The 26,269-nt window shown below is 65.6% G+C and carries 25 protein-coding genes, 1 tRNA gene and 1 pseudogene; 16 read left to right on the top strand and 11 right to left on the bottom strand.

Annotated elements, in window-relative coordinates:
* Positions 1–4: 4 nt before the first annotated feature.
* Complete coding sequence (locus tag HCA61_RS17830) at positions 5–1,159, bottom strand: acyl-CoA dehydrogenase family protein (protein ID WP_346777585.1); 1,155 nt, start codon at positions 1,157–1,159, stop codon at positions 5–7.
* 153 nt (positions 1,160–1,312) lie between these two features.
* Here HCA61_RS17830 and HCA61_RS17825 point away from each other — a divergent pair, with 153 nt between their 5' ends.
* The 3 genes from HCA61_RS17825 to HCA61_RS17815 are packed head-to-tail and all read left to right on the top strand — an operon-like array spanning position 1,313 to position 3,063.
* A complete protein-coding gene (locus HCA61_RS17825; protein ID WP_169689523.1) occupies positions 1,313–1,963 on the top strand; it encodes a TetR/AcrR family transcriptional regulator in 651 nt (216 codons plus the stop codon).
* A gap of 9 nt (positions 1,964–1,972) precedes the next feature.
* The gene (locus tag HCA61_RS17820) at positions 1,973–2,446 is read left to right on the top strand and encodes a DUF309 domain-containing protein (protein ID WP_169689522.1); all 474 of its coding nucleotides are present in this window, start codon (positions 1,973–1,975) and stop codon (positions 2,444–2,446) included.
* Positions 2,446–3,063, top strand: coding sequence for an LON peptidase substrate-binding domain-containing protein (locus HCA61_RS17815; RefSeq protein ID WP_169689521.1), 618 nt, complete (start codon positions 2,446–2,448; stop codon positions 3,061–3,063). The genes HCA61_RS17820 and HCA61_RS17815 overlap by 1 nt, the downstream gene beginning before the upstream one ends.
* Positions 3,064–3,160: 97 nt before the next feature.
* On the opposite strand, the gene HCA61_RS17810 is transcribed toward HCA61_RS17815, so the two are convergent.
* From HCA61_RS17810 to HCA61_RS17800, 3 genes are read right to left on the bottom strand one after another with little or no spacing between them, the layout of a single operon-like run.
* Entirely contained in the window at positions 3,161–3,781 is a 621-nt protein-coding gene (locus tag HCA61_RS17810) for an LUD domain-containing protein (RefSeq protein ID WP_169689520.1), read from the bottom strand.
* The gene (locus tag HCA61_RS17805) at positions 3,778–5,316 is read right to left on the bottom strand and encodes a LutB/LldF family L-lactate oxidation iron-sulfur protein (protein ID WP_169689519.1); all 1,539 of its coding nucleotides are present in this window, start codon (positions 5,314–5,316) and stop codon (positions 3,778–3,780) included. The genes HCA61_RS17810 and HCA61_RS17805 overlap by 4 nt, the downstream gene beginning before the upstream one ends.
* On the bottom strand, positions 5,313–6,065 hold the full coding sequence (locus HCA61_RS17800; protein ID WP_169689518.1) for a (Fe-S)-binding protein: 753 nt from the start codon (positions 6,063–6,065) through the stop codon (positions 5,313–5,315). The genes HCA61_RS17805 and HCA61_RS17800 overlap by 4 nt, the downstream gene beginning before the upstream one ends.
* 207 nt (positions 6,066–6,272) lie before the next feature.
* On the opposite strand from HCA61_RS17800, the gene HCA61_RS17795 reads away from it, so the two are divergent.
* From HCA61_RS17795 to HCA61_RS17765, 7 genes are all read left to right on the top strand, one after another.
* Positions 6,273–7,940, top strand: coding sequence for an L-lactate permease (locus tag HCA61_RS17795; RefSeq protein WP_169689517.1), 1,668 nt, complete (start codon positions 6,273–6,275; stop codon positions 7,938–7,940).
* A gap of 28 nt (positions 7,941–7,968) precedes the next feature.
* Complete coding sequence (locus HCA61_RS17790; protein WP_169689516.1) at positions 7,969–8,682, top strand: FadR/GntR family transcriptional regulator; 714 nt, start codon at positions 7,969–7,971, stop codon at positions 8,680–8,682.
* A gap of 85 nt (positions 8,683–8,767) precedes the next feature.
* Positions 8,768–8,844, top strand: a tRNA-Met gene (locus HCA61_RS17785).
* 175 nt (positions 8,845–9,019) lie between these two features.
* Entirely contained in the window at positions 9,020–9,901 is an 882-nt protein-coding gene (locus tag HCA61_RS17780; RefSeq protein ID WP_169689652.1) for a metal-dependent hydrolase, read from the top strand.
* Complete coding sequence (locus tag HCA61_RS17775) at positions 9,898–10,980, top strand: PDR/VanB family oxidoreductase (RefSeq protein WP_346777584.1); 1,083 nt, start codon at positions 9,898–9,900, stop codon at positions 10,978–10,980. Before HCA61_RS17780 ends, HCA61_RS17775 begins: the two co-directional genes overlap by 4 nt.
* An 8-nt stretch (positions 10,981–10,988) precedes the next feature.
* Positions 10,989–11,894: an alpha/beta fold hydrolase gene (locus HCA61_RS17770; protein WP_169689515.1), complete on the top strand. Its 906-nt coding sequence runs from the start codon at positions 10,989–10,991 to the stop codon at positions 11,892–11,894.
* 35 nt (positions 11,895–11,929) lie between these two features.
* On the top strand, positions 11,930–13,069 hold the full coding sequence (locus tag HCA61_RS17765; protein ID WP_169689514.1) for an AI-2E family transporter: 1,140 nt from the start codon (positions 11,930–11,932) through the stop codon (positions 13,067–13,069).
* Between the two features lie 18 nt (positions 13,070–13,087).
* On the opposite strand, the gene HCA61_RS17760 is transcribed toward HCA61_RS17765, so the two are convergent.
* On the bottom strand, positions 13,088–13,732 hold the full coding sequence (locus HCA61_RS17760) for a CoA transferase subunit B (protein ID WP_169689513.1): 645 nt from the start codon (positions 13,730–13,732) through the stop codon (positions 13,088–13,090).
* Positions 13,729–14,475, bottom strand: a complete 747-nt coding sequence (locus tag HCA61_RS17755) for a CoA transferase subunit A (RefSeq protein ID WP_169689512.1) — start codon at positions 14,473–14,475, stop codon at positions 13,729–13,731. The genes HCA61_RS17760 and HCA61_RS17755 overlap by 4 nt, the downstream gene beginning before the upstream one ends.
* Positions 14,476–14,625: 150 nt before the next feature.
* On the opposite strand from HCA61_RS17755, the pseudogene pcaD reads away from it, so the two are divergent.
* From pcaD to HCA61_RS17740, 3 genes and pseudogenes are all read left to right on the top strand, one after another.
* Positions 14,626–15,381: pseudogene (pcaD, locus tag HCA61_RS17750) on the top strand (3-oxoadipate enol-lactonase); the annotation flags it as partial.
* 14 nt (positions 15,382–15,395) lie between these two features.
* Positions 15,396–16,199, top strand: a complete 804-nt coding sequence (locus HCA61_RS17745; protein ID WP_169689510.1) for an IclR family transcriptional regulator — start codon at positions 15,396–15,398, stop codon at positions 16,197–16,199.
* A gap of 15 nt (positions 16,200–16,214) precedes the next feature.
* The gene (locus tag HCA61_RS17740) at positions 16,215–17,426 is read left to right on the top strand and encodes an acetyl-CoA C-acetyltransferase (protein WP_169689509.1); all 1,212 of its coding nucleotides are present in this window, start codon (positions 16,215–16,217) and stop codon (positions 17,424–17,426) included.
* 28 nt (positions 17,427–17,454) lie between these two features.
* Here the strand turns inward: HCA61_RS17740 and HCA61_RS17735 are convergent, their stop codons facing one another.
* From HCA61_RS17735 to HCA61_RS17720, 4 genes are all read right to left on the bottom strand, one after another.
* Positions 17,455–18,492, bottom strand: a complete 1,038-nt coding sequence (locus tag HCA61_RS17735) for an NADP-dependent oxidoreductase (protein ID WP_169689508.1) — start codon at positions 18,490–18,492, stop codon at positions 17,455–17,457.
* A gap of 34 nt (positions 18,493–18,526) precedes the next feature.
* Positions 18,527–18,691 (bottom strand): hypothetical protein, encoded by a 165-nt coding sequence (locus HCA61_RS17730; RefSeq protein WP_169689507.1) that lies wholly within the window; start codon positions 18,689–18,691, stop codon positions 18,527–18,529.
* A 266-nt stretch (positions 18,692–18,957) separates the two neighbouring features.
* Positions 18,958–19,248, bottom strand: a complete 291-nt coding sequence (locus HCA61_RS17725) for a type II toxin-antitoxin system Phd/YefM family antitoxin (RefSeq protein ID WP_169689506.1) — start codon at positions 19,246–19,248, stop codon at positions 18,958–18,960.
* Positions 19,249–19,438: 190 nt separating this feature from the next.
* Positions 19,439–20,890 carry an NAD(P)/FAD-dependent oxidoreductase gene (locus HCA61_RS17720; RefSeq protein ID WP_240959756.1) on the bottom strand — a complete coding sequence of 484 codons (1,452 nt, stop codon included), beginning with the start codon at positions 20,888–20,890 and terminating at the stop codon, positions 19,439–19,441.
* A 124-nt stretch (positions 20,891–21,014) separates the two neighbouring features.
* On the opposite strand from HCA61_RS17720, the gene HCA61_RS17715 reads away from it, so the two are divergent.
* The 3 genes from HCA61_RS17715 (at position 21,015) to HCA61_RS17705 (ending at position 24,547) form a co-directional block, all read left to right on the top strand.
* On the top strand, positions 21,015–21,932 hold the full coding sequence (locus tag HCA61_RS17715; protein WP_169689505.1) for a LysR family transcriptional regulator: 918 nt from the start codon (positions 21,015–21,017) through the stop codon (positions 21,930–21,932).
* 108 nt (positions 21,933–22,040) lie between these two features.
* On the top strand, positions 22,041–23,255 hold the full coding sequence (locus HCA61_RS17710) for an oxygenase MpaB family protein (protein ID WP_169689504.1): 1,215 nt from the start codon (positions 22,041–22,043) through the stop codon (positions 23,253–23,255).
* Positions 23,256–23,386: 131 nt separating this feature from the next.
* Positions 23,387–24,547, top strand: a complete 1,161-nt coding sequence (locus HCA61_RS17705) for an iron-containing alcohol dehydrogenase (RefSeq protein WP_169689503.1) — start codon at positions 23,387–23,389, stop codon at positions 24,545–24,547.
* A 12-nt stretch (positions 24,548–24,559) separates the two neighbouring features.
* Here HCA61_RS17705 and HCA61_RS17700 read toward each other — a convergent pair whose 3' ends face one another.
* On the bottom strand, positions 24,560–26,209 hold the full coding sequence (locus HCA61_RS17700; protein ID WP_169689502.1) for an ABC-F family ATP-binding cassette domain-containing protein: 1,650 nt from the start codon (positions 26,207–26,209) through the stop codon (positions 24,560–24,562).
* Between the last annotated feature and the right edge of the window lie 60 nt (positions 26,210–26,269).

Genomic DNA, 26,269 nt, shown 5'->3' with positions numbered 1-26,269 from the left:
GGTCTCAGAGGGAACGGGCGATGATGTCTTTCATGACCTCGTTGGCGCCGGCATAGATTTTCTGTACGCGGCTGTCGGTGAACATGCGCGCGATCGGGAACTCGGTGGTGTACCCGTAACCCCCGAACAGTTGCAGGCATCGGTCGACGATCGCGCACTGCTGGTCGCTGGTCCAGTACTTCGCCATCGCGGCAGTGGGGACATCGAGTTCACCGCGTAGGAACTTGGCGATACAGTCGTCGACAAAGGTCCGTGCGATGCAGGTGACCGTTGCGCACTCGGCGAGCTCGAAGCGGGTATTCTGCATCGCCATCAGCGGCTTGCCGAAGATGTTGCGTTCCTTGGTGTATGCAGTGGTCAGCTCGACAGCGTGCTCCATCATCGCGACGCTTGCCACCGCGCAGATCAGGCGTTCGTTGGGGAGCTGCTCCATGAGCTGGACGAAGCCCCTACCCTCCGCCGGGCCGAGGAGGTTCTCCGCGGGGATCCGAAGGTTGTCGAAGAACAGTTCGGCGGTGTCCTGCCCTTTCTGCCCGATCTTGTCCAGCACACGCCCACGTTCGAAACCCGGTGTTTCATCGGAGACTTCGGCCACGAGCAGCGACATGCCCGACGCGCGCGCCTCGGGGTCGGTCTTCGCAGCGATGATCAACAGATCGCAGTTCCGGCCGTTGGAGATGAAAGTCTTGGCGCCGGAGACGAGGTAATCGCCCCCGGTCGCGACAGCACGGGTGCTGATGGCCTGCAGGTCGGATCCGGTTCCGGGCTCGGTCATCGCGATTGCGCCGATCCACTCCCCCGACGCCAGCTTCGGCAGCCAACGCTGCTTCTGCTCTTCGGTGCCGTACGCGAGAATGTAGTGCGGAACGATCCCGGTGTGCACACCGAGTTGCATCGCACTGTCGCCGGAGCGGATCTGCTCTTCGAACAGGACTGCTTCGTAAGCGAAACTGCCGCCGCCACCGCCGTACTCCTCGGGAACGGACATGCACAGAAGTCCGAGTTCACCGGCCTTGCGGTACACAGATCGGTCGGGATAACCCTGCTCGACGAACTTCGATTCGAGCGGCGCGACTTCCTTGGCGAAGAAATCGCGCGCGAGTTCCCGAACAGCTGCAAGTTCGCTCGCATCGGGTGTGGTGACGACTGCTGTGGACACGCTGCCTCCGGTGTCGCGCGATGATCGGGTTCGCATTCCGTCCCCGTGAATGCACCTAAGGTAATGTCCTTGTTGGCACACTGTCAATAATAGATTTCGGGCAGATTCTCGGCCGCTCCGAACGGTTACGAGCAGAAGTGAGAAGGTATTTTCATGAGCTTGGATGCCGAACCTCGGCGACAGCGTCTAGAACCCGACGCGCGTCGCCGCCAGATCCTCGATTGCGCGATCCGGTTGTTCGGCGAACGCCCGTACGCGTCGGTGTCCGCCACTGAACTGGCGAAAGAAGCCGGGGTCGCGCGGGGCCTGATCAATCACTACTTCGGAGGCAAGCGCGACCTCTACCTCGAGGTCATCAAAGCGATGGTGACCGTGCCACCACCGGACCGAGTCACCGTCCCCGACGGCACTCTCGCCGAGCGGGCGGACGCCTTCATCGATTGGTTCCTGACCATCCTCGAGCGACACGGCAAGACCTGGCTCGTCGCGGTCGCCGGCGGGGGGATGGCAAGCGACCCGGACGTCGGCAAGATCCTCAGCGACGCAGACGACCTTGCCGCAGATCGCCTGCTCGAAGCCCTGGGGCCCACCATCACCGAAGAAGAGTCCCTCGCACTTCACCCGATGATCCGTGCCTACGGCGGCCTGATCAAGTCCACCGGCCGGGAATGGATCGAACGCCGATCATTGACCCGGGAACAGGTGCACACCCTGCTCACCGACACCCTCGTCGTGATCGTCGAATCGACCACTTCGACATCCCGCTCCGCGCGAGGGCATCGTCGGACACACACGGTGGACTAACCTGGAAACATGTCGGATCGGGACCGGACCGCAGACGGGAAACCGCAGAACGCACGACCTCGCGACGCACTGGGTCGTCCCCTGCCTTACGGCGAAGAGGGAGTCGAGGGGATCCCTGAGGACGCGCGCTTCACCCCCGACGAAGCGATCACCGAAGGTCAACGACTCCTCGACCACGGGTATCCGTTCCACGCACACGAGGTGTTCGAGTCCGTCTGGAAGTCCTGCGAACCCGAGGAACGCCCGCTGTGGCAAGGACTCGCTCAGCTCTCCGTCGGCCTCACCCACCTGCTGCGCGGCAACCCGAAGGGCGCGACGTCGCTGTTGCAACAGGGGCAAGCGCGGATTCGCCATTACGAGGACGTGCCGCCTCACGGACTCGACATCGACGGCCTGGCCGCGTGGGCCGATCATCTGCTCACCGAGATCGAACGCGGCGACCCGATCCCCGAACCCCCGACACCACGGTTGAGGATGCCCTGATGCCGATTCGCCCCATGTTTCCGCTGGGTACAGCGCTGCTCCCCGGCGACCACCTTCCCCTGCGCGTGTTCGAGCCGAGGTATCAAGAACTGGTCCGCGACTGCATGGCCGCACCCGACGGTCCCCGTTTCGGGGTCGTACTGATTTCCCGCGGGCACGAGGTGGGTGGCGGCGACCAGCGCACCGACGTCGGCACCATGGCCCGCATCATGGTCGACAACGAGCTCGGCGGTGGGCGCCATACACTCGAATGTATTGCCGAAGAACGTATTCGAATCATCGAATGGCTTCCCGACGATCCGTACCCACGTGCAGAGATCGAGGCGTGGCCCGATACCGGCTCCGACGCTGTGGATCTGAGCGAACTCACCGTACATCTGGGCAGGCTCTACGGTTTGCTCGACAGGCTCACCGAGGGGCGCGCGACGCCCCCGCCGGACGATCTCCCGACCGACCCGGGCGAGCGGCTCTTCGCTCTCGCTCGGCACATTCCGATGGGCGAGGCCGATCGCTATGCAATTCTCAGCGCACCGGGACCCGAGGAGAGACTCCCTTTGCTCATCGACTCCATCTCGAGCACAATTGATCTCGCGGAGTGGCGGCTGAAGAACGGCTGAACGGTGCCCACCTGACAACCGCGAACGTTACAGACAGATACGCCCCGCCGACGTCGTGTATCTGTCCGTCAGGTACGCGGCGGTATCGCCGAGGTGTTCAGACGATCACCACATCGAGGGTCCGCGGACCGTGCACCCCCTCGACACGTTCGAGTTCGATGTCGGAGGTTGCCGACGGTCCGCTGATCATGGTGGTGGGCCGCTCCGGCACCAGCCTGGCCAGCGCCTCCGGCACCCCGACCTCGACGCTGCCCATCGGCACCACGCACACGTGAAGGTCGGGCACCAGCGTCAGTGCGCGGCGCCCCTGATCGGGGCTGCCGTCGAGGAAGATCGTGCCCGTCTCGGCACACGAGACCGTCGATGCCGTCACGACACCGTCGAGACCCTCGAGGGCCGGCGCCGGGACATCGACGCTGTCGACGACCACCTCGCCGTCGAACTGCGACAACCACGAAGAGTCCAGCCCCGCAGGTATTCCCACTCGGCGGACACCTCGAGCGGCCAGCACACGCGCGATCGTGGCGGGCAGTTCCTCCACAGTGCTGCGATGCACGTTGGCCTTGTAGTCGACGAGCCTATCGACGAACAGTTCGTAGCGTTCGTCGTCGGGAAGCCTTCGACCGGTGCGATACTCCCGCGGAACCTCCACGCACTCAGGAGGCGCGAGCACCGACGCGTCGCGGATACGGCCGAGGATCGTCTCGCGCGACGTCATTGCGCGTCTCCGTTCTCGCGCGCCTGCGCGATCGCTGCTGCACCCTCGTCGGACTGCCACCATTGCCGGAAGGTCTGTTTCGGAGGAGCCGGGATGTCGCGGGCTGCCGTCCATCCCGCGAGCGGCCCAGGCAGATTGGAGATCTTGCCCTTCTTACCTGCGACGATCCTCAACGCCCCAGCAGCCTTCTGCGCCGCAGTCCAGCGAGTCGACGACGACATTGCCATCGACGCCGCCTTCATTGCTGCCGCTTCGGGACCGAACTTGGCCTGTTCGACCTTCTGGTGCCGCAATTCGACCAGGAGCGAGGGTATGTCGATCTTCACCGGGCACGCGTCGAAGCACGCGCCGCACAGGCTCGAAGCGAACGGCAGGGTCGCGTTGGGATCCCCGGGTTCGCTCATGCCCGCCAGTTGGGGGCTGAGCACTGCACCGATCGGGCCGGGGTAAGTGGATCCGTAGGCGTGTCCGCCGGTGCGTTCGTACACGGGGCACACGTTCAGGCACGCCGAGCACCGAATGCAGTGTAGTGCTTCGCGTCCCACGCGGTCGGCGAGTGCTGCGGTGCGGCCGTTGTCGAGGAGCACGAGGTGGAAGTTCTGCGGTCCGTCGCCGGGAGTGACCCCAGTCCACATGGAGGTGTACGGATTCATTCGCTCACCGGTGGACGATCGGGGCAGCAACTGCAGGAACACTTCGAGGTCGCGATACGTGGGCAGCAGCTTCTCGATACCCATGACGGTGATCAGCGTGTCGGGCAGGGTCAAACACATGCGGCCGTTGCCTTCGGATTCGACGACGGCGAGGGTGCCTGTCTCCGCGATCCCGAAGTTCGCACCGGACACCGCGACGGGAACGGTCATGAATTTCCGGCGGAGGAACTTGCGGGCCGCTTCGGCGAGATGCGCGGGATTGTCGTCGAGATCCGGGTCCACATCGGCCATCTCGCGCAGGAAGATCTCGCGGATTTCGGTGCGGTTCCGATGGATGGCAGGCACGAGGATGTGCGAGGGCTTGTCGTGTCCGAGCTGGACTATGAGCTCGGCGAGGTCGGTCTCGTATGCGTGGATCCCCTCGTCTTCGAGATGCTCGTTGAGGCCGATCTCCTGTGTGGCCATCGACTTGACCTTGATGACCTCGTCGGATCCGGTCTCGCGGACGAGCCGCGTCACGATGGCGTTGGCTTCGGCGGCGTCCGTGGCCCAGTGCACGATTCCGCCGCGCGCGGTCACTGCGGCTTCGAGCTGTTCGAGTAACTCGGGAAGTCGGTTCAGTACATCGGTTTTGACAGCGGCACCGGCGTCGCGCAGCTGCTCCCAGTCGGGTACCTCGCCGGTGACGGCGAGACGTTTGGCGCGGATGGTGTGCGTCGCTTTGCCGATGTTGCGTCGTAGCTGACCGTTTGCGAGCTCGTGATGTGCTGCGGCCGGAAACGTCTCGGTTCCTCGTAGATTGCCGAATCCGCGCGGCGGGATCGAGGGCAGTCCGAGTGCTGTGGCCGGGCGGGTCCGGGGGGCGGGTCGGGAGGTTGTCATGCCGGAACCGCCTTCGACTCGGTGGCGCAGAGTATCTCTGCGAGGTGAATGGTTCGGGTTCCGGTCTGCAATCGCGACATGCCACCGCCGATGTGCATCAGGCAGGACGAATCGCTCGCGCTGCAGAATTCGGCACCCGTGGTCGAGACGTTGCGGATCTTGTCGGCCAGCATTGCGGTGGAGGTCTCCGCGTTCTTGAGCGCGAAAGTGCCCCCGAAGCCGCAGCACGAGTCGGCTTCGGGGAGTTCGACCAGGTCGATTCCCCGAACCGCGCGGAGAAGCTGCAGTGGTTTGTCTCCGACACGCAGCATCCGCAGTGAGTGACACGTCGGGTGGTACGTCACGCGATGCGGGAAGTAGGCGCCGACGTCGGTGACGCCGAGGACATCGACGAGGAACTCCGACAGTTCGTACGTCTTGGCCTTGACCGTATTCACGCGACCGCACAGGCTCGCGCTGCCGTATCGCGACGCGACGATCTCATGCTGATGCCGTACCGATCCGACGCAGGAGCCGGACGGCGCGACCACGGCATCGATGGAAGGGTCGCCGAACGTACCGGCGTAGTTTTCGACCAGCGGCAGCGCGTCGGGCTGGTAACCGGTGTTGACGTGCATCTGACCGCAGCAGGTCTGCGAGTCGGGGAACACGACCTCGTGCCCGAGCCTGGCCAGCAGAAGAGCTGTGGCTTTGACTGCATTCGGGAACAATGTGTCGCCCAGACACGTGGCGAACAGCGCGACTCGCATGGGAAACTCCGCATCGGCTTGTGTGGTCTGACCACACCCTAGCGGATGAACGTGGACGCCGTCACGGGATTTCGAATTTTCACGATTTCGCCCCCGGGGCTCGATTGTGACACGCATCATGGTGTAGCTTCCCCTGTGGTCTGACCACGTGGTCCGACCACACAGCCAGTCGCCGCACACTGCGGCCGCGATCTCAGGAGCCCCCTTGTGGAAACCGACCTGCTCGCGGTGACCTTCACACCGTCGACGACCGCCGTCGCCGACAGTCTCACCGCCTCCGCACTGCTCGGCCTGGTGCCGCTGCTGACATTCTTCGTCCTGCTCGCGGGATTCAAGCTCAAGGCCTGGTATTCCGGCCTCGGCGCGCTCGCCGTTGCACTGGTCGTCGCGGTACTGGGGTTCGGGATGCCCGCACAGCTCGCCGGACTATCGGCCCTGCAAGGCATTGCGTTCGGCCTGTTCCCCGTGATGTGGATCGTGGTCACCGCGATCTGGTTCTACGAGCTCACAGTCGTCAGCGGCCGGTTCGAAGATCTCCGGCAAGTGTTCAATTCGGTCGGCCGCGGCGACATGCGCGTGCAGGCGATGCTCATCGCGTTCTGCTTCGGCGGAATGCTAGAGGCACTCGCCGGTTTCGGCGCACCCGTGGCGATCACCGGCGCCATGCTCATTGCCATCGGAATGCCTCCCATCCGCGCCGCGGTCACCGTCCTTGTCGCGAACACCGCGCCGGTCGCCTTCGGCGCGATGGCAATTCCGATCACCACCGCCGGCAACCTCACCGGTATCCCGGCCACTGAGATCGCTGCCGTCGTCGGACGCCAGACCCCACTGCTGGCGTTGTTCGTGCCGATGCTGCTGCTCTTCCTCGTGGACGGTCGTCGCGGCTTCCGTCAGGTGTGGCCGATCGCGCTGGTCACCGGCGCTGCGTTCGCGCTTGCCCAGTTCTGGTGCTCGAGCCACTTCTCCTACGAGCTGACCGACGTCGTCGCCTCCCTGGTGGGCCTGGCCGCCGCAGTGATCATGCTGCGCTTCTGGGGCCCTCGCACCCCTGATGACCAACTCTCGCAGGCGTCGGCCGAAGCCATCGGCCCGACCCGCACGATGTTCGCCCTGTTCCCGTACCTGCTGGTGATCGTGGTGTTCGGCATCGCCAAGCTCTGGACACTCGGCGTGGACATCCCGAAGTGGCTGGCATCGACCGATATCAAGATCGAGTGGCCCGGCCTGTACGGGAATCTGCTGAACGAGGACGGCTCCGCGTCGACCGGCGCGATCTACACGCTGCCATGGCTGTCCACTCCGGGCACGCTCCTGCTCATCTCGGGCGCCATCGTCACCGCTGTCTACGCGATATGGAACAACGCCGGAAAGTTCCCGATGGGCGCACGCCTGGCCGTGGTCACCCTCGGGAGCACCGCATGGAAGATGCGCCTGGCCATCGCCACGGTCGCTACCGTGCTCGGCTTGTCGTACGTGATGAATCAGTCCGGGCAGACCGTCGCAATCGGCACGTGGCTCGCGGGCACAGGGGCCGTCTTCGCACTGTTCTCGCCGATTCTCGGCTGGCTGGGTACCGCCGTCACCGGATCCGACACCTCGGCCAACGCACTGTTCGCCCGCCTGCAGCAGGCTGCAGGTCAGACCGCCGGGATCGACCCGACACTGCTGGTTGCCGCAAACACCTCCGGTGGTGTGGTCGGCAAGTTGATCAGTCCGCAGAACCTCACCATCGCGGCCACCGCCGTCGACCGGCCCGGTAGCGAGCCGGAACTGCTGCGCAAGGTGGTCTGGTACAGCATCGGCATGCTCGCCGTCCTGTGTGTGCTTGTGTACCTGCAGTCGACGCCAGTGCTGTCCTGGATGCTGCCCTGACCTGCCCCGACACATAGGCTGTCGAGTCATGTCGCCACAGTCCGAGCCACGCGCGTGGGAACACGTGCTGAACCATCTCGAGCAGATGCTGGTCTCCGGGGAGCTCTCCCCGGGCCAGCGTCTGCCGGGTGAACGCGTACTCGCCGCCGAGCTCGGAGTGGGGCGGTCGTCGGTCCGGGAAGCGCTGCGCGTGATGGAGGCGCTGGGTCTACTCAAGTCGCAGACCGGGTCGGGGCCCACCTCCGGAGCGATGATCGTCTCGCGGCCGACGGGCGGGATGACGATGCTCATGCGGATGCAGGTCGCGGCCCAGAACTTCCCGGTCGCCGACGTCGTGCAGACCCGCCTCGTCCTCGAAACCGAGGTGATGCAGCTGCTCGCCACCCGCAACCCCACACCGGATCTGAGCAACGCCGAAGAACTGCTCGACGCGATGGACGACACCGCGCTGGAGGCGAACGAGTTCCTGGTACTCGACTCGCAGTTCCACATCGCTATGGCAGACGCCGCAGGCAACCAGGTGATCGCGGCGATGATGGCGGGGCTGCGCGAATCCATCGAGGGATACGTCCTGGCCGGGGCACCGCTCGCGATCTGGCCCACGACGTGCGGGCGGCTGCGGCACGAGCATCGTGGTCTGGTCGAGGCAGTGCGTGCGGGAGATGCCGAACTCGCGCGCCGACGGATCGAGGGTCATATCCGCGGGTACTACTCCGAAACGATCGGCGCTCCTCGCCTGTAGAGCGGCCCTGGTAATTGCTCCCCGAAACATCGTGTACTGTAGGTCAGNTTGCTCCCCGAAACATCGTGTACTGTAGGTCAGGCAACGCGGGGTGGAGCAGCTCGGTAGCTCGCTGGGCTCATAACCCAGAGGTCGCAGGTTCAAATCCTGTCCCCGCTACCACGACTTCAGGCCCGGCTTCCCACGGAAGCCGGGCCTGAAGTCTTTTTGTGTCCACTCCCGCCGGGTGAATCCGAACGGTCCGCCCTATTACTTATTACTAGCAGTTACTGTAACCTTCGCTCACATGAACAACCGCAGCCGCGCGCACGGGCCGGACCCTTCCGTGAGCACTGTGATGCCCGTCGCACCCGATCGCGTACTCCTGCACGCCCGCGACGTCCATTTCGACTGGAGTGCGTTGCCCGCGCATTGGGTCCCCGGTGATCCGTTCAGCACCCACGTGCTCAACGTGCTGCATCTTCTTCTTCCCGCCGGTGAGGAGTGGTTCGTCGAGACCTTCGAAGAAGCGCTCCCGCACATCCACGACGAGGAACTCCGCGAGGACGTCCTCGGGTTCATCGGGCAGGAAGCGGTCCACGCCAACGCACACCGCGGTGTTCTCGAGCACCTCCATGCCCGAGGACTCGATCCGACGCCGTTCACCGACCAGATCCAATGGCTGTTCGGACGTCTCCTCGGACCACGCCCCCTGACCGGCTTGCGCGCCGAGAACTACCTCGTCGAGCGACTCGCCATCATCGCAGCAATCGAGCACGTCACGGCGTTCCTCGGCGACTGGGTCCTCAACGCACGAGGACTCGACGCAGCGGGAACGGATCCCACGATGCTCGATCTACTGCGGTGGCACGGCGCGGAAGAAGTCGAGCACCGCAGCGTCGCCTACGACCTGATGCGCTACTTCGACCCCAGTGAGGCACGCCGCCTGCGGACGCAGATCATCGTCGCCCCGATTCTCACCTGGTTGTGGATCCGCGGAACCCGATTCCTCATGTCGCACGACCCCGAGCTCACCGATGCTTCCGGGAGGGCGCGCACACCGCACGTCTCGGATTGGCTCGCCGCGAGCCGGCGCGGCACCATGCCCGGACCGTCCGACCTCGTCAGGCGACTGTCCCGGTACTTCGATCGCACGTACCACCCCAGTCGGGAGGGGTCGACCGCCCAGGCCGTCCGCTACCTCGCCTCCTCCCCCGCGGCCCGCGGAGCACACCGGTGACCGGCCTCCCCGTTCGGCAGGAACGTCCGCACGACCTCCGTGGACGTAGACGGCCCGACCGCGCGATGAGGCTCCTGAAAGTGCTCGTCGACCGGTACGTCGGCGTGGTTGCCCCACTCGGTGGCGGGACCGGACACCTTCCGCAGACGGACCCGGAGATCCGACTCACCGTGTCGCGCAAGGAGGTCGTGGCCGCCGACGAGGACGTGGTGCAGTTGACATTGCAGGCGCCGGATGGCGCAGCGCTGCCACTGTGGCACCCGGGGGCGCATCTCGACGTGCACCTGAAGTCCGGACGGCGCAGGCAGTATTCGCTGTGCGGTGATCCTGCCGACACCGGCAGCTACGTCGTGGCGGTGCGCCGTGTGCCCGACGGCGGTGGCGGATCACTCGAAATGCACGCGCTCGAACCAGGAGACACAGTGTCTGTGCGGGGTCCCCGCAACGGATTTCCGTTCGTGGCCGACGAGCGAGTGCTCTTCCTCGCGGGCGGCATCGGGATCACGCCGATCCTGGCGATGATTCGCGCTGCGGAGCTCACCGGTATCGACTGGCTCCTGACATACACGGGCCGAACTCGCAGCGCGATGCCGTTCGTCGACGAGCTCGAACAGCGCTACGGTGAACGGGTTTTCATTCGTCCCGACGACGAGTACGGTGCCCCCACCGGCGACGACCTCCTGAGCGCGGCGCCTGCCGGAGGTGCCGTCTACTGCTGCGGTCCCGCGCCGATGCTCGACACCGTGCAAAACGGATTCGGCAATACCGGTGCCCACGCGCTGCACTTCGAACGGTTCGGCGCACCGCCCATCGTCGACGGCCGCCCGTTCGAGGTGCAACTGGCGAGCACCGGGGCAGTTCTTCCGGTGGCCGCAAACGAATCTGTACTCGACGTGATCCGCCGACACCGTCCCGACGTCCCCTACTCGTGCAGGCAAGGTTTCTGCGGCACGTGCCGCACACGCGTCCTGTCCGGCAGCCCCGACCACCGCGAGAACCGGCTCACCGCAGACGAACGCCGCGAAGAGATGCTCGTCTGTGTCTCCCGCGCCGACGGCCGGCTCGTACTCGACCTCTGAGGAACCGCATGCGCACACGTATCGTCACCAATGGGCCGATCCGCCTTCATACCGTCGAAGAGGGAAACCCCGAGGGGCCGGTCCTGATCCTCGTCCACGGCTGGCCCGACACGCATATGCTGTGGGACCGGGTAGTGCCTCACCTGGCCGATGAGTTCCGCATCATCCGATTCGACAATCGCGGTGCGGGCGCCTCCACCGTTCCCCGGGATGTCGCCGCCTACCGGTTGACGCACCTCGCCACCGACCTATTCGCGGTGATCGACGCGATGGGCCCCGATACCCCCGTTCACCTGCTCGCACACGACTGGGGTGCAGTGCTGTGCTGGGAAGCGGTGTGCGAACCGGGGGCCGCCGAACGCATCGCGTCGTACACCTCGGTGTCGGGACCCAATCTCGACCATCTCGCGATGTGGATGCGTCGACGCCTCCAGCAAGGACGCCCGCTCGGGCCACTCGAGCAAGCACTGGCTTCCGCCTACACCGTTCTCTTCCAGATTCCGGGGCTACCCGTGCCCGCGCTTCGTTGGTGGTTCTCCCGCCACTGGCCGAGCTTCGTCGGGGCCTTCGATCGCACCGATTCCGCGGCGATCGGGCCGCTCGCACCCACCGTCGCCGACGACATGGTGCACGGACTGAAGCTGTACCGGGCGAACGTGCGCCAGCGTCTGCTCCGGCCGCGCGAACGTCGAACCGACGTTCCGGTGCAGCTCGTCCAGAATCTTCGTGACCTGGCAGTGCGCCCTGTCGGGTACGAGGACACCGAACGGTGGGTGACGGATCTGCACCGCGAGCCGCTCGACGCAGGCCACTGGTCGCCGCGGTCGCACGCCGGCGAACTGGCGGAGCTCACAACCCGCTTCGTCCGGTCTGTCGACGCCGGTACCGCCGCGCAAAGCAGGAACGCCGAGTAGATTTCGCGTCAGAGCAGATCGCCCGAGGAGGTGCGATGAGCAATGACGCCGATGCTGCGGACCGTCCACGTGCACCTCGGTGGTTACGACCGACGATCATCGCGGTGTTCTTTGCGATCGCGTTCTACCAGATGTCGGGCTGGTTGTTCCACAACCTGAAAGGCTTTCTCGGCCTGCTCTTCCTGGCGTGGCTATTCAGCGTCACCATCGAGCCGATCGTCGACCTGCTGGAGCGTCGAGGCCTCCGACGAGGGGCCGGTACCGGGTTGGTCATGGTGAGCCTGTTCGTGCTCACCGTCGGGTTCTTCGCGCTGTTCGGCACCATCCTCGCCGAACAGGTGGCACAGTTGCTCACCACACTTCCCGACGCTCTGTCGCGTGTGACCGATTGGGCGAACCGCACATTCGACACCAACTTCAAGACCGGCGACGACCTGCTCCACCTCACGCCGGACACGATCCGCGATCTCGCGCAGCGATTCACACCGGGCGTGCTCGGCGTCGTGAGCACCCTGGTCGGCGCGCTCTTCCAGTTGCTGACGATCCTCCTGTTCGTGTTCTACATGTCTGCAGAGGGCCCGAAGATGCGGCGGGCGATCTCGAGTTGGTTTCCCGCGCGGCAGCAGAAAGTGATCGCGGAGGTATGGGAAACGTCCGTCGAGAAAGCAGGCGGCTACGTCGTGTCGCGGTTGATCCTCGCTGCGGCGAGCACCATCGCGACCGGGATCTTCCTGCTGATCATCGGTGTGCCCTACTGGTTACCGCTCGCGATCTGGACCGGAGTCGTCTCCCAGTTCATCCCGACGCTCGGTACTTATCTGGCGATCGCACTGCCCGCGATCATCGCTGCCGCATCGCAACCACTCGATGGGGTGTGGGTGGTCGTGTTCGGCACGCTCTATCAACAGGTCGAGAACTATGTGCTGCATCCCCGGATCACGGCACGCACCGTGTCGATCCATCCTGCGGTGGCCTTCGGTTCGGTGATCGTCGGGGCGACCCTGTTCGGCGCGGTCGGAGCACTCGTTTCGGTGCCGGTGGTCGCAATCCTGCAGGCTCTCGTCGAGTCCTACGGAACGCGCTACGCGCTGATCGAACAACCCGACTCGACGGCGCCACCCCCCGATCCGGACAGCACAGCGCCTCCGGGCCCAGAGGACCCGAAGGCGCGCTGACGCGGCAAGGCCAGGCCGTCAGACGATGAGCTTCGCGGCCGTCGCAGCGACCACTTCTTCGGTGGTGACACCGGGCGCGGTCTCGACGAGCTTCAGCCCCTCGTCGGTGACATCGATGACGGCGAGATCGGTGATGATCCGCTGGACGCACCGTTTGCCGGTGAGCGGCAGTGCGCATTCCTCGAGAATCTTCGGGTCGCCCTTCTTGGTGACGTGATCCATCATCACGATGACGCGCTTGGCGCCGTGCACGAGGTCCATCGCGCCGCCCATGCCCTTGACCATGGCGCCCGGAATCATCCAGTTGGCGATATCGCCCCTGGCCGAGACCTGCATCGCACCGAGCACTGCGACATCGATCTGACCGCCGCGGATCATGCCGAACGATTGCGACGAGTCGAAGTACGAGGCACCGGGGATCGCGGTGATCGTCTCCTTACCCGCGTTGATGAGCTCGGGATCGAGCTCCTCCTCGGTGGGGTACGGACCGACGCCGAGCACACCGTTCTCTGCGTGCAGGATGACCTCGATGCCGGGCTCGATGAAGTTCGGCACCAGCGTGGGCATGCCGATACCGAGGTTGACGTACTGACCGTCGCGCAGTTCTCCGGCGACGCGCGCGGCCATCTGTTCGCGGGTCATGCCCTTTGCCGACTGTGTCATGAGCGCACCGTCCGATTCTCGATTCCGACCTCGATCTTGCCGACGTGCACCACTCGCTGCACGTGGATACCGGGGGTGTGAATCTCGTTGGGATCCAGTTCGCCCGGCTCGACGAGGTGCTCGACCTGAGCGATCGTGATCCGCCCCGAGGCCGCGGCGGGCGGGTTGAAGTTGCGGGCCGAGGCCCGGTAGACGAGGTTGCCGTGCCGATCGCCCTTCCAGGCGTGCACGAGTGCGTAGTCGGCGGCGATACCGCGTTCCATCACGTAGGTCTGGCCGTCGAACTCGCGGGTTTCCTTGGGCTGCGAGGCAAGCTTGATGCCGCCGTGCCCGTCGTAGCGCAGCGGCAGGCCGCCTTCTTCGACCGCGGTACCGACACCTGCGGGAGTGAAGAACGCGGGGATACCGGCGCCACCGGCCCGCATCCGCTCGGCGAGTGTGCCCTGCGGGGTGAGCTCGACTTCGAGCTCACCCGAAAGGTACTGACGGGCGAATTCCTTGTTGGCACCGACGTACGACGAAATCGTGCGACGGATACGGCCCTTCTCGAGAAGAAGACCCAGACCGAAACCGTCGGTACCGCAGTTGTTGCTGACAGTCTCCAGGTCGGTTGCGCCCTGCTCGAGAAGCGCGTCGATGAGGATCTCGGGGATGCCGACCAGGCCGAATCCACCGACGGCGATGGTCACACCGTCGGGGATGTCGGCTACTGCCTCGGCGGCGGAGGCAACGACTTTGTCCATGCATGCCAGAATAACCGGCGACGTACGTAATGTGAACCCTCGTCCGCAATACGAACATCTCCGCCCAAGACCGTTGCTTCACGCTCAGGACCGCACTAGCCTGTCCGCATAGCGTCCATCCGTCCTCATTGCGAACAAATGGAGCATGCATTGACTGTCACGCTGCACTACGAACAGCACGGAGACCCGTCCGCGCCGACTGTGCTCTTTCTCGGCTCGCTCGGATCCGACCTGTCGATGTGGCAGTCGCAGATCGACGCACTGTCCTCGACCTGGCACGTCGTCGCTGTCGACCACCGCGGGCACGGTTCGTCGCCCACACCGCCCGGCCCCTACACGATGAGCGCACTGGGAGCCGACATCCTCGCGCTGCTCGACTCCCTGGACGTGCAGTCCATGCACTACGTCGGACTCTCCCTCGGGGGTGCCGTGGGCCAGTGGCTCGCGGCGAACCATCCCGAGCGCGTCGACTCGCTCACGCTGTTGTGCACGTCGTCGGCGTTCCTGCCCGCCCAGCCGTGGCTCGATCGCGCCCGCACCGTGCGCGCCGACGGACTAGGCTCCATCGCCGCATCCATCGTGTCGCGCTGGTTCAGTCCCGGTCGCGCCGAGAGCGATCCAGACCTCGTCAGCAGGCACGTCGCGATGGTCGAGGGCACCACCGACGAGGGCTACGCCGCATGCTGCGAAGCCCTCGCGACCTGGGACGGCCGCGACGGTCTTGCCCGCATCACCGCACCCACTCTCGTGATCGCAGGCGAAGAAGACCCCGCCACCCCGCCCGCCGTGATGCAGGCCCTGGCCGACGGCATCGCCACCGCCGAGTTCCACGTCGTCGCACCCGGCGCGCATCTCGCGAACGTCGAACAGGCAGACACGGTCACGCAGCTGATCACCGAGCACTTGAAGAAGAACCTGTCGTGACCGATACCGATACGAGCCCGGTCGTGAAGGACGCCTCCCCCGACTACGTCCAATCGCTCGCCCGCGGGCTGTCCGTCATCAAGGCGTTCGACGCAGAGAACCCGCGCCGTACCCTGTCCGACGTCGCGCGCGCAACCGATCTCACCCGCGCGACCGCGCGCCGTTTCCTGCTCACGTTGACCGAGCTCGGGTACGTGCGCACCGACGGATCCCATTTCTGGCTCACCCCGAGGGTCCTCGAACTGGGATACAGCTACCTGTCGGCACTGTCGTTGCCCGAGGTCGCGCGACCGCACCTCGAGTCGCTCGCCCAGAGAATCCACGAGTCGACGTCGGTGTCGGTGCTCGATCGCGACGACGTCGTCTACGTCGCCCGTGTTCCGGTCAACCGCATCATGACCGTCACCATCACCCTCGGCACGCGCTTCCCCGCCTACGCCACGTCGATGGGCCGTGTCCTACTCGCAGGCTTGCCCGACGGCGAACTCGACGACTACCTCGCCCACGCCGACCTGGAACCCATAACCGGTACCACCGTGCAGACCCGCGACACGTTGCGCACAGAACTCGAGAAGGTGCGCCGCGACGGATTCTGCATCGTCGACCAGGAACTCGAAGAGGGACTGCGGTCGCTCGCCGCACCGATCCGCGACGCATCCGGCGCCGTTGTGGCCGCGGTGAACATCTCCACCCATGCCGCCCGCTACTCGATCGAAATCCTCCGCGACCGGCTGGTCCCCGCCCTCGTTTCCACGGCGGACGAGATCTCGTCGGATTACGCCCGCACCCAGACGAATTGATCGGAGAGAGAACTGATGACCGACGTAGTGATCTGCGAACCGCTTCGCACCCCGGTCGGCCGCTTCGGCGGCGCCCTGAAGGACATCGCACCGGAAGACCTTGCTGCCACCGTCATCCGCGAGATCGTGTCGCGTACCGGTATCTCGGGATCCGACATCGACGACGTCATCCTCGGGCAGGCGTCCCCGAGCGGCGAGAACCCGGCGATCGGACGTATCGCCGCACTCAACGCCGGCCTCGGCGTCGAGGTTCCGGGCATCCAGGTAGATCGACGCTGCGGCTCCGGTCTCCAAGCGATCCTGCAGGCCATCATGCAGGTGCAGACCGGCGGCAGCGATCTGATCCTCGCCGGGGGCGCCGAGTCCATGAGCCAGGCAGAGTTCTACGCGACCGGGATGCGCTGGGGCGTCAAGGGTGAGGCAGTCGCCCTCAACGATCGGCTCGCGCGTGCCCGTGTCACCGCCGGCGGCCGCGACTTCCCCGTCCCCGGCGGCATGATCGAGACCGCCGAGAACCTGCGCACCGAATTCTCCATCAGCCGTGAAGACCAGGACGCGCTCGCCGTGCAGTCGCACCAGCGTGCCGTCGCCGCACAGAAGAACGGTGTGTTCGCGCAGGAGATCGTGCCCGTGTCGGTGCCGCAGCGCAAGGGTGAGGCGCTGGTCGTCGACACCGACGAGCATCCCCGCGCCGACACCACCGTCGAGACCCTCGCGAAGCTGCGCCCGATCCGGGGCAAGATCGATCCCGAGTCCACCGTCACTGCGGGCAACGCGAGCGGCCAGAATGACGGCGCCGCACTCGCGATCGTCACCACCGCGGACAAGGCCGCCAAGCTCGGCCTGCGTCCCCTCGCCCGGCTCGCGAGCTGGGCGGTGGCCGGAGTTCCGCCGCGCACCATGGGAATCGGTCCGGTCCCTGCCAGCGAGAAGGCGCTGGGCCGTCTCGGCCTGACTCTCGCCGACATGGACGTCATCGAACTCAACGAAGCATTCGCCGCGCAAGCACTCGCCGTGACCCGCACGTGGGGTATCGGTGCGGACGACAGCCGGCTCAATCCCAACGGTTCCGGCATCTCGCTCGGTCATCCCGTCGGCGCGACCGGCGGCCGAATCCTCGCTACGCTGCTGCGCGAATTGGACCGCCGCGAAGGACGTTACGGGCTCGAAACGATGTGCATCGGCGGCGGGCAGGGTCTCGCTGCGGTATTCGAACGCATCGCCTGATCGGTGCCCGGTCGTGCCGGCGCGGACGTCACCGCTCCGGCGCGACCTGCACCAGCAGCTTCCCGAAGTTCTTTCCCTCGAGCAGACCGATGAACGCCTCGGGGGCGTTCTCCAGACCGTCGACGATGTCCTCGCGGTACTTCAGATCGCCGCTACGCACCCAACCCGACACGTCGCGTAGGAAATCGCGGTACATCTCGGACACGAACTCCGATTGGATGAATCCCCGGATCGTGAGGCTCTTGACGAGCACGAGCGAGAAGAACCCGGGCAGCCGGTCGCGACGTTCGAGGTCGGCGCCGTTGTACTGGGCGACGAGCCCGCACACCGGAATCCGCGCATAGAGATTCAGCAGCGGCATCACCGCGTCGGCGACATGCCCGCCGACGTTCTCGAAGTACACGTCGATGCCATCGGGTACCGCGTCGGCGAGTTTCTGCGCGAAGTCGGGGTCGCGGTGGTCGACAGCTGCGTCGAATCCGAATTCGTCGAGCAGCGCCTTGCATTTCTCCGGTCCGCCCGCGATACCCACTGCGCGGGCACCCTTGCGTTTCGCGATCTGGCCGACCGCGGATCCGACAGGCCCGGTCGCAGCCGCCACGACGACGGTCTCGCCTTCCTTCGGCTGCCCGATCTTCAACAGTCCCGAGTAGGCCGTGAACCCCGGCATCCCCAGTACACCGAGTGCCGTGGACAACGGCGCTGCACCGGGGTCGAGCTTGCGCACCTCGTCACCATTGATGACTGCATGGGATTGCCAGCCTGCGCCCGCGAGGACATAGTCGCCGACAGCGAGGCCCGAGTGTCGCGATTCGACGACCTGGCCGACCGTGCCCCCGACCATCACGTCGTCGAGCTCGACCGGCTCTGCATACGACTTGGCGGTACTCATCCGGCCGCGCATATACGGATCGAGAGACAGGTAGACGGTCCGCAGCAGGACCTGCCCGTCGGACAGGGCGGGGAGGCCGACGACCTCGGTTCGGAAGTTGTCGGTCGTGGGCGTCCCGTCGGGGCGAGACGCAAGGACGATACGTGTGCTCTGGATCTCCGACGATGCGCTCATACTCTCGCAGTCTGCCCTAACTGTCTCGTCGACGTCAGGCCGCTCCGGGACGATCACCTCGCGGAGGCTCGTAGTTCGAGAACAAGCGGGAATGGATGGCCTCGGTGAACGAAGGACCGTCGTGCTCGACGGTGCGGTGCGGACGCTGATGCTGGGTCTGCGACCTGACCTTGGCGTTGGACGTGGATCGGATCGACACATCGACTCCTCTCGGATATGGGAGGAGGGTGCTGACTACCGCACACCATGCGTGACCTGGTGTGCGCCCCCCTTTCGCATACATATACCCGGTCGGGTCGCGGGGCGCACACGTCAGTCCCGCACCGCACTCCCATCAGCCGATCAACGTCTCCAAGCATTCACGGCCTCACACGGATTCACGTGCGATAGGCATCGGCGCGGTGGGAAGTCGCCAGCGCACCGAGCGCGCCATCACCAACCGATACCGGTCATCTGGCGGCGTAGTCACTCTCCCGACGACCGGGCATCGCGCATCATCCGGGACAGGTCCTGAGCATCGACTACTTCCCCGCTCTCGACTTCGTCCCGCCCGGTGCGATGCGCCGCCAGCAGGTCGGTATCCGACAACACTGCGATCGTCTCCCGCAACGCGTCGTAGTCGTCGGCACCCAGTAGGACCGCAGCACGGCGTCCGTTGCGGGTGATCTCGAATCGTTCATGGGTGTGTTCGGCCGCATCGACCAGGCGCGACAGCTGCGCCCGGGCATCGGCAACAGGAAGAGTCGACATGTACATAATTCTGGCCTAACCCTCGCGCACGTCGCTCCGAACTCAACGGCCGCCTACACAAAACGCTCGGCTGGGATACCCAGCCGAGCGTCTTCGCGATCTGATCACCACCGACCGGCAGCAGTGTCGGGTGGCCCCTTGCAACTGTCTGCGATCGGGCCTCGTTCGTGGAACTTTCGTTGAGGCGCCGGGGTTCCTACGAGACCGGGACAGGTTCCCGTGCGGCCGCCGCAGCCTTCTTCTTCGCCCGTTTGCTCAGGTTCTTGGTTGCGCCCGTCTTGGGCGCAGCAGCCTTCGATGCGTCCGACTTCGGCGCGTCGGCCGGCTTCTCTTCTTCGGCAGGGGCTGCCGGTTCGAGTTCCTGCGCGTAGTAGAAGTGCGGGCGACGGTGGCCGAGGAACGAACCGCACCACGACATCACCGCGATGTACCGGTTGCGGAATCCGACGAGGTACACCAGGTGCACAGCGAGCCACAGGACCCACGCGATGAACCCGGTGAGTTCGATCTTGCCGACGCGGGTGATCGCGCGGAAGCGGTTGATGATCGCCATGCTGCCCTTGTCGCGGTACTGGAACGCGGTCCCCGCGGGCGCCTTGCCGAGGATCAGCTTCGCGACATGCCGGCCGCCCTGCATCGCGAACGGCGACTGCGCGGGCAGGTTGTCGAGCGTGACCATGTCGCCGATGGCGTAGATGTTGTCGGCGCGTCCGACGGTGAAGTCGTTGTCGACGAGAAGTCGCCCGCTCCGGACGGTCTCGCAACCCGTGCGCTCGGCGAGCACGTCGGCGAAATCGTTGGCCTGGATTCCGGCCGACCAGATGATCGTCTCGGCCGTGAGGCGGCGGCTCTCGCCGGTGTCCGCCGTCTTCAAGGTGGCGCCGTGTTCGTCGATGTCGGTGACCATCGTGCCGACAACGACATCGACACCGGCCTTCTCGAGCGATTCCTTCGAATACTCGCTGAGCTTGCCGCCGAACGGCGGGAGCACCTTGTCGGCGCCCTCGACGAGCGTGACGGTGACGTCCTCGCCCTTGATGTTGCCGATCGACTCCGCGAAGTAGCGCTGGGCGAGTTCCTTGATCTGCCCGGCCAGTTCGACACCCGTCGGGCCTGCGCCCACGACGATGAAGCTGAGCAGGTTCTTGCGGAGCTCCGGGTCGGTCGTGATGTGCGCTTCCTCGAAGCAGCGGATGATCTGGCGACGCAGGCGTTCGGCGTCGTCGACCGTCTTGAGAGCGAAGGTCAGGTCGGCGAACTCGTCGCGGCCGAAGTAGGCCTGCCGAGCGCCGGTCGCGGCGACGAGGTGCTCGTAGCCGAGGGTGTGACGCTTGCCGCCGGCCTCGTACACGACGGTGTTGTCGTCGGGGTTCACATCGACCACGCGGCCGAGACGCACATCGGCGTTCGGGTACTTCGCGAGGATGGCGCGCACGGAGGGAGCGATCTCGCCGGGCGAAATGACGCCCGTCGCGACCTGGTACAGCAGGGGCTGGAAAAGGTGCTCGGTGGTCTCCGAGATGAGGACGAACGGCGTGCCTGCCTTGCCGAGCTTCTTCGCCACGGCGAGAGCACCGAATCCGGATCCGACGATCACTACCTCGGTCCGGTCGACGACGGTCGTCACTCCCTTGTCTGCACCACCCATGCTGTCGATACCTCCACATTGAAGTTCATGTATGACCTCCAACCTAGGTATCTACCTCCCTTGGTATCCAGTAACCTGGGATATTCGAAAAACTGTTATCTGTTCTGCTCATAAATGAGGTGAGATGGACTTCCGGCAGCTACGTTATTTCCTCGCGGTCGGCGAGGAGTCCAGCTTCTCCCGCGCGGCCGAGCGGTGCTTCATCTCGCAGTCCGCGATCAGCCACCAGATCGCGAAACTGGAGCATGAGCTGGGCACGAGCCTGTTCGACCGCTCGACGCGATCGGTCAAGCTCACCGCTGCCGGCCTGCGGCTGATGCCGATCGCGTCGGAAGTTCTCAGCCTCGAAGCGCGCGCCTTCGAAGTCGCCACCGAACCTCGCGACAGCATCCGCATCACTGCCAACATGAGCTTCGCAACGCAGAGCCTCGACGCAATCTCCCAGGTCCGCGAGCGTTACCCCCACATCGACGTCGAGTTCGTCATCAAGGATTTCACCGACCGCGTCAACGCTGTCGCCTCGGGCGAAGCCGACCTCGCCCTGATCCGCGGCGAGGTGGATCGCCCGGGCCTCGAAACGGTGCGACTCGGCATCGAGGATCTGGTGATCGTGACCTCGGGCCACCATCCGCTGTCCGCATTCTCGACCGTCGACCTGGGCGAGCTGGCCCACTTTCCCCTGTTGCTGCCGCCGCGGAACAGCCAGGTGCTGCTGCACCGCGTCATAGAGGACGCGTTCGTCGAAGTGGGGCGACGTGTCCGCCTCGGTCCGGCGATCGCAAGCGATCACACGGCCACCCTCGAGGTCCTCACCAATCCGCGCGCCTGGACGGTGCTGTACGCCAGCACCGCCTCCGAGACCCCCAGCAAAGGGCTGAAGTTCATGCGCGACAACCGTCGTCTGCTGCGGGTGCCGGTATGCGGCGTGGTACGGAGCGGCACGGCCCCGACCCCCGAACTCGAGTTCTTGGTCCAGGCCCTCGCGTATTCGATCGTGCCTGCGAGCAACAGTGTTGTTCCCGCGCGCGACGCCGGTAGCTGACTCCTCCGACCGACGGTCCGTCCCCGAAGTCGGGACTTCCAGCTCTGGACGAGTGACCGAGCATCTGACAACATCAATTGTCACAGTTCGGACGCTGAAAGGCTGCGCATGACCACTCCGATTCCGTCGCGCCACCCCGACGCACCATGCGCTGTTCCCACAGGGATCAAAGCGTTCGGCCTGATCATGGGGCTGCGCAAGCCCGACGAGGCACAATTTCGCCGCATGGGCGAATGCCTTCTCGTCGGGGACGCACCCGCCGACCGCCTCGTCGACTGGATGTACTCGGTCGGATCGGCAGACACCAGACCGCTGTTCGAGAAGGCGCTCGCCGACGGCATCGACAGCATCGACGACGCGCCCCCGCCACTCCGAGATTTCTTCACCGAAGTCGAAACCGTGCCCGACTGGGTCGACTGGGACAAGATCGAACTCGGGGCGCGCGTGATGCGCAGCGGCGGCGCCGATGGTCTGTACATCGCCCGCGACGTCGCCTTGCTCGGCGGCTACATGTTCTCCGGATTCAACCGGACACTCCTGCGGACCGGAGCGCTCGAGAAAGGGTCGAACGCGCGATTCGCCGAAACATCCCAATGGGCGATCGACGTCATCAGCCCCGGCGGGCTCACCCCGCGAGGCATCGGTTACCGCTCGACCGTTCATGTCCGGCTCATCCACGCGATCGTCCGGCGCCATGTCTCGGCCATGCCCGACTGGAGCACCGAAACGTGGGGTATACCCATCAATCAGACCGACATGGCCGCGACCCTCGTCGGCGCGCTGGTCGCACCGGTCATGGGCGGAATCGGCATGGGCATGGTGAATCGCCCCGCAGAGTACGAAGCCGTCGCGCACCTGACCCGATACGTCGGGACGCTGATGGGAGTAGCCGACGAGTTCCTGCCCATCGGCTTCCGCGATTGCGTCCGAGTGCTTCTCCACACGTCGTATGCACTGTCGACGCCGGACGAGACCACGAAGCAGCTTTCCGTCCCCATGGCCGACGACCCACTGGCCTGGAACTATCCGACCGGGCAGAGCTTTCGCCGCCGGCTCGCGCGATCGCAGCACCTGTCGATCACGGCGGCCTTCCTCGGCCCCGGCGCCATGCGGGAACTCGGCCTGCCGATGTTCGTCCTGCCCTGGTACCCGGTACTCAAACTGCCACTCAACCTCCTGCGGTCGTGTGCTGCGCTACGCCGTGACGGACGCGAACGTGCCGCCGCGCGGGGTGTGCGCGAACAGCAGCACTTCATGAAGACGATGCTCGACGGGGGCGCGACCATCGGCCACTCGGCGACACTCACCCACCCCGCTGCGTAGGGTCTGCGGCCCGGGCTCCTGTACGAAGCCTTCCGCTCCACTGCTCAGTGCGAGTAGTCCTCTCGTCCTGCCCAGCACCGACTTCGAGATGATGACACCCCATATCAGCCTTCGGATGACATGATCCGACCATGACTGCACCCATCGCACTGCCCCGCATCATGCGCATCGGTGGCGGCGCCGTCGGCGAGATCGGCGACGTTGTCTCGGGCCTCGGCCTGTCACGCCCGCTGGTGGTGACCGATTCGTTCCAAGTGGGCACCGGCGCCGCCCAGAAGATGCTCGACAACCTCGAGGCAGCCGGCGCCACACCACGCCTGTTCGCCGACGCCGTACCCGACCCGACCACCGACTCGCTCGCGGCGGGTGTCGCCGCGCTCACCGAGCACGACGCCGACTCGGTGATCGGGTTCGGTGGTGGCAGCCCGATGGACACCGCGAAGGCACTCGGCATCCTCGGGCGGCAGGGCGGGCAGATGCGCGAGTACAAGGCCCCGCGCAACAACGTCGGGCCGGCCCTCCCGATCATCGCCGTACCCACCACAGCCGGAAGCGGCTCGGAAGCAACCCAGTTCACCGTCATCACCGACAGCGCCAACGACGAGAAGATGCTCTGCCCCGGTCTGGCGTTCCTTCCGGTCGCCGCGGTGATCGACTACCGACTGACTCTGTCGATGCCGCCGAGACTCACCGCCGACACCGGTGTCGACGCCCTCACCCACGCCATCGAGGCCTACGTCAGCCGCAAGGCCAACCCGTTCTCGGACAGCCTTGCGCTCATCGCCATCGGCACGATCGGTCGCATGCTGCGACGTGTGTATGTCGACGGCAGCGACGACGAAGCACGCGAGCAGATGATGCTTGCCGCCACCCAGGCCGGGATCGCGTTCTCCAACTCGTCCGTCGCCCTCGTGCACGGTATGAGCCGACCCATCGGTGCGCATTTCCATGTCGCGCACGGACTGTCGAACGCGATGCTCTTCCCTGCCGTCACCGCCTTCTCTGTCGGAGCAGCAGAATCCCGCTACGCCGACTGCGCGCGAGCGCTGGGCGTGGCCATCAGCAGCGACGACGACACAGCCGCGGCGAACAACCTCGTCGAGGCACTACGCGAACTGTGTCGCGATGTCGAGGTTCCCACACCGAAGGTCTACGGCATCGACAAGGCTCGGTGGGACGAACTGATCCCGCTGATGGCCGAGCAGGCACTGGCTTCCGGCTCGCCGAACAACAATCCGCTGGTTCCGACCGACGCCGAGATCCGCGACCTCTACGCACAGGTGTACGGCTGAGAAAGTGTGAATTCAGGAGACCTTTCCCAGTTCGAGATGCGGCCAGTCGGCGATATCGCGTCGCAGCTGCCGGTCGTGTGTCGCGAGCACGACCACCGCATCGGTCACTCCGAGCGCCTCGGTCAGCTCGTCGACGAGCGTGATCGACAGATGGTTGGTGGGCTCGTCCAGCAACAGCACATGGGGGCGGGCGGCGAGTACCATCGCGAGATCCAGTCTGCGTTGCTGCCCCATCGACAGATCCCGAACTCGTTGATCCAGGTCATGATCGGTGAACAGACCCAGCTCCTCGAGCGCCACCACCTCCGCGCCCGGCACGACACCTGCGGATTCGAGCGCGCCGACGTGCCTGTCGTAGACGTCTCTCACGGACGCCCCGGACGGCATCGGTGACTCCTGGGCGAGCCGCCCGACCCGCACGTGCTCGACGATCTCCAGATCTCCGGAGGTGGGCGGTAATTCGCCTGCGAGCACACAGAGGAACGACGACTTGCCGGCCCCGTTGGGTCCGGTCACCGCGAGCCGGCTGCCCGCGCCGAGCGTGAGTGAGACCGGCGTGCGGAGACGACCCGACACGGCAACGTCCTCTGCTCGAATCAGCGGGGCGTCGGTACCGATCCCGTCGAGCTCCGCGCCGAGCGCGGGCATCGAGAATTTCAGCGGCGGTGGTGGAGTGGTGACGGCATGCTCGTCGAGCGTCTCCTGTCGTCGATGCACCGACTGCACCAGGGCGGGGGCGCGGGTGGCGCGCTGGTGCTTGCCGGTCCCCTTGTCGGGGCGCCAGCCGGAGACGAGCCGGTTCCGGGCTGCCTCGAGATCGACGGCAAGACGCGCATGCTCCGCCTGCTGACGGTTGTACTCGTCGACCCACCGCTCGTACTCCGCGACTCGCCCCTTGCGATATCCGGCGTACCCGCCGCCGTACAGGCGTGGACGACCGTCGACACTGGGGTCGAGGTCGAGAATCGACGTCGCGACGTCAGTGAGCAGAGCACGATCGTGACTGACGAGGACGACGCCACTGCGGGTGGTACGCAGCCGCTCGGTGAGGTACTCGAGCCCTGACGCATCGAGGTGGTTGGTCGGTTCGTCGAGGAGCAGGAAATCGTGCTCGGCGCCGAGCAGAGCAGCCAGCCGAACGCGGTAGCGTTGCCCCACCGACATTTCGGTGAGCAGCCGCGACCGATCGGTTATCGCCCCCAGGGCATCTAGGGCGGAATCGACCCGGCGGTCGGCGTCCCACGCGTCAAGCTGCTCGGCGGCATCGAGGATGTCGGTATACACCTCCGCCGCACCGGGTTCCTGCTCGGCGAGGGCAACTGTTGCCTCGTCGAGCAGGCGCAGCACTTCACGAACATGGACGAGCTCGATGTCGATGAGGTCACCGACCGTGCGGGTCTCGGTGACGGCCATCTCTTGCTCGGCGACCCCGAGCGACCCGAAGCACCGCACTGTGCCCGAATCTGGTTCGAGCCGGCCTGCCAGCACATTGATCAGAGTCGTCTTACCGCGACCGTTGTCGCCGGCGACACCGAGCCTCGCACCGGGCGTCAAGGCGAGGTCGACGCCCTGCAGTACAGGACGGCCACCGCGTGCGACGTGCACGCCGGTCGCTCCGAGTTGCGCACGCGCACGTCGGGGCAGGGTGATAGTGATGGTCATTCTTCCTCCGGATGGAGGCGCGTCGACCACGGCAATATGGACGACTGCGCTTCTGACGAA

Source organism: Rhodococcus sp. HNM0563 (assembly GCF_012726195.1).
Classification (GTDB): domain Bacteria; phylum Actinomycetota; class Actinomycetes; order Mycobacteriales; family Mycobacteriaceae; genus Rhodococcus.
The sequence above is the reverse complement of the archived record's forward strand: the minus strand, read 5'-3'. Positions and strand labels throughout refer to the sequence as shown.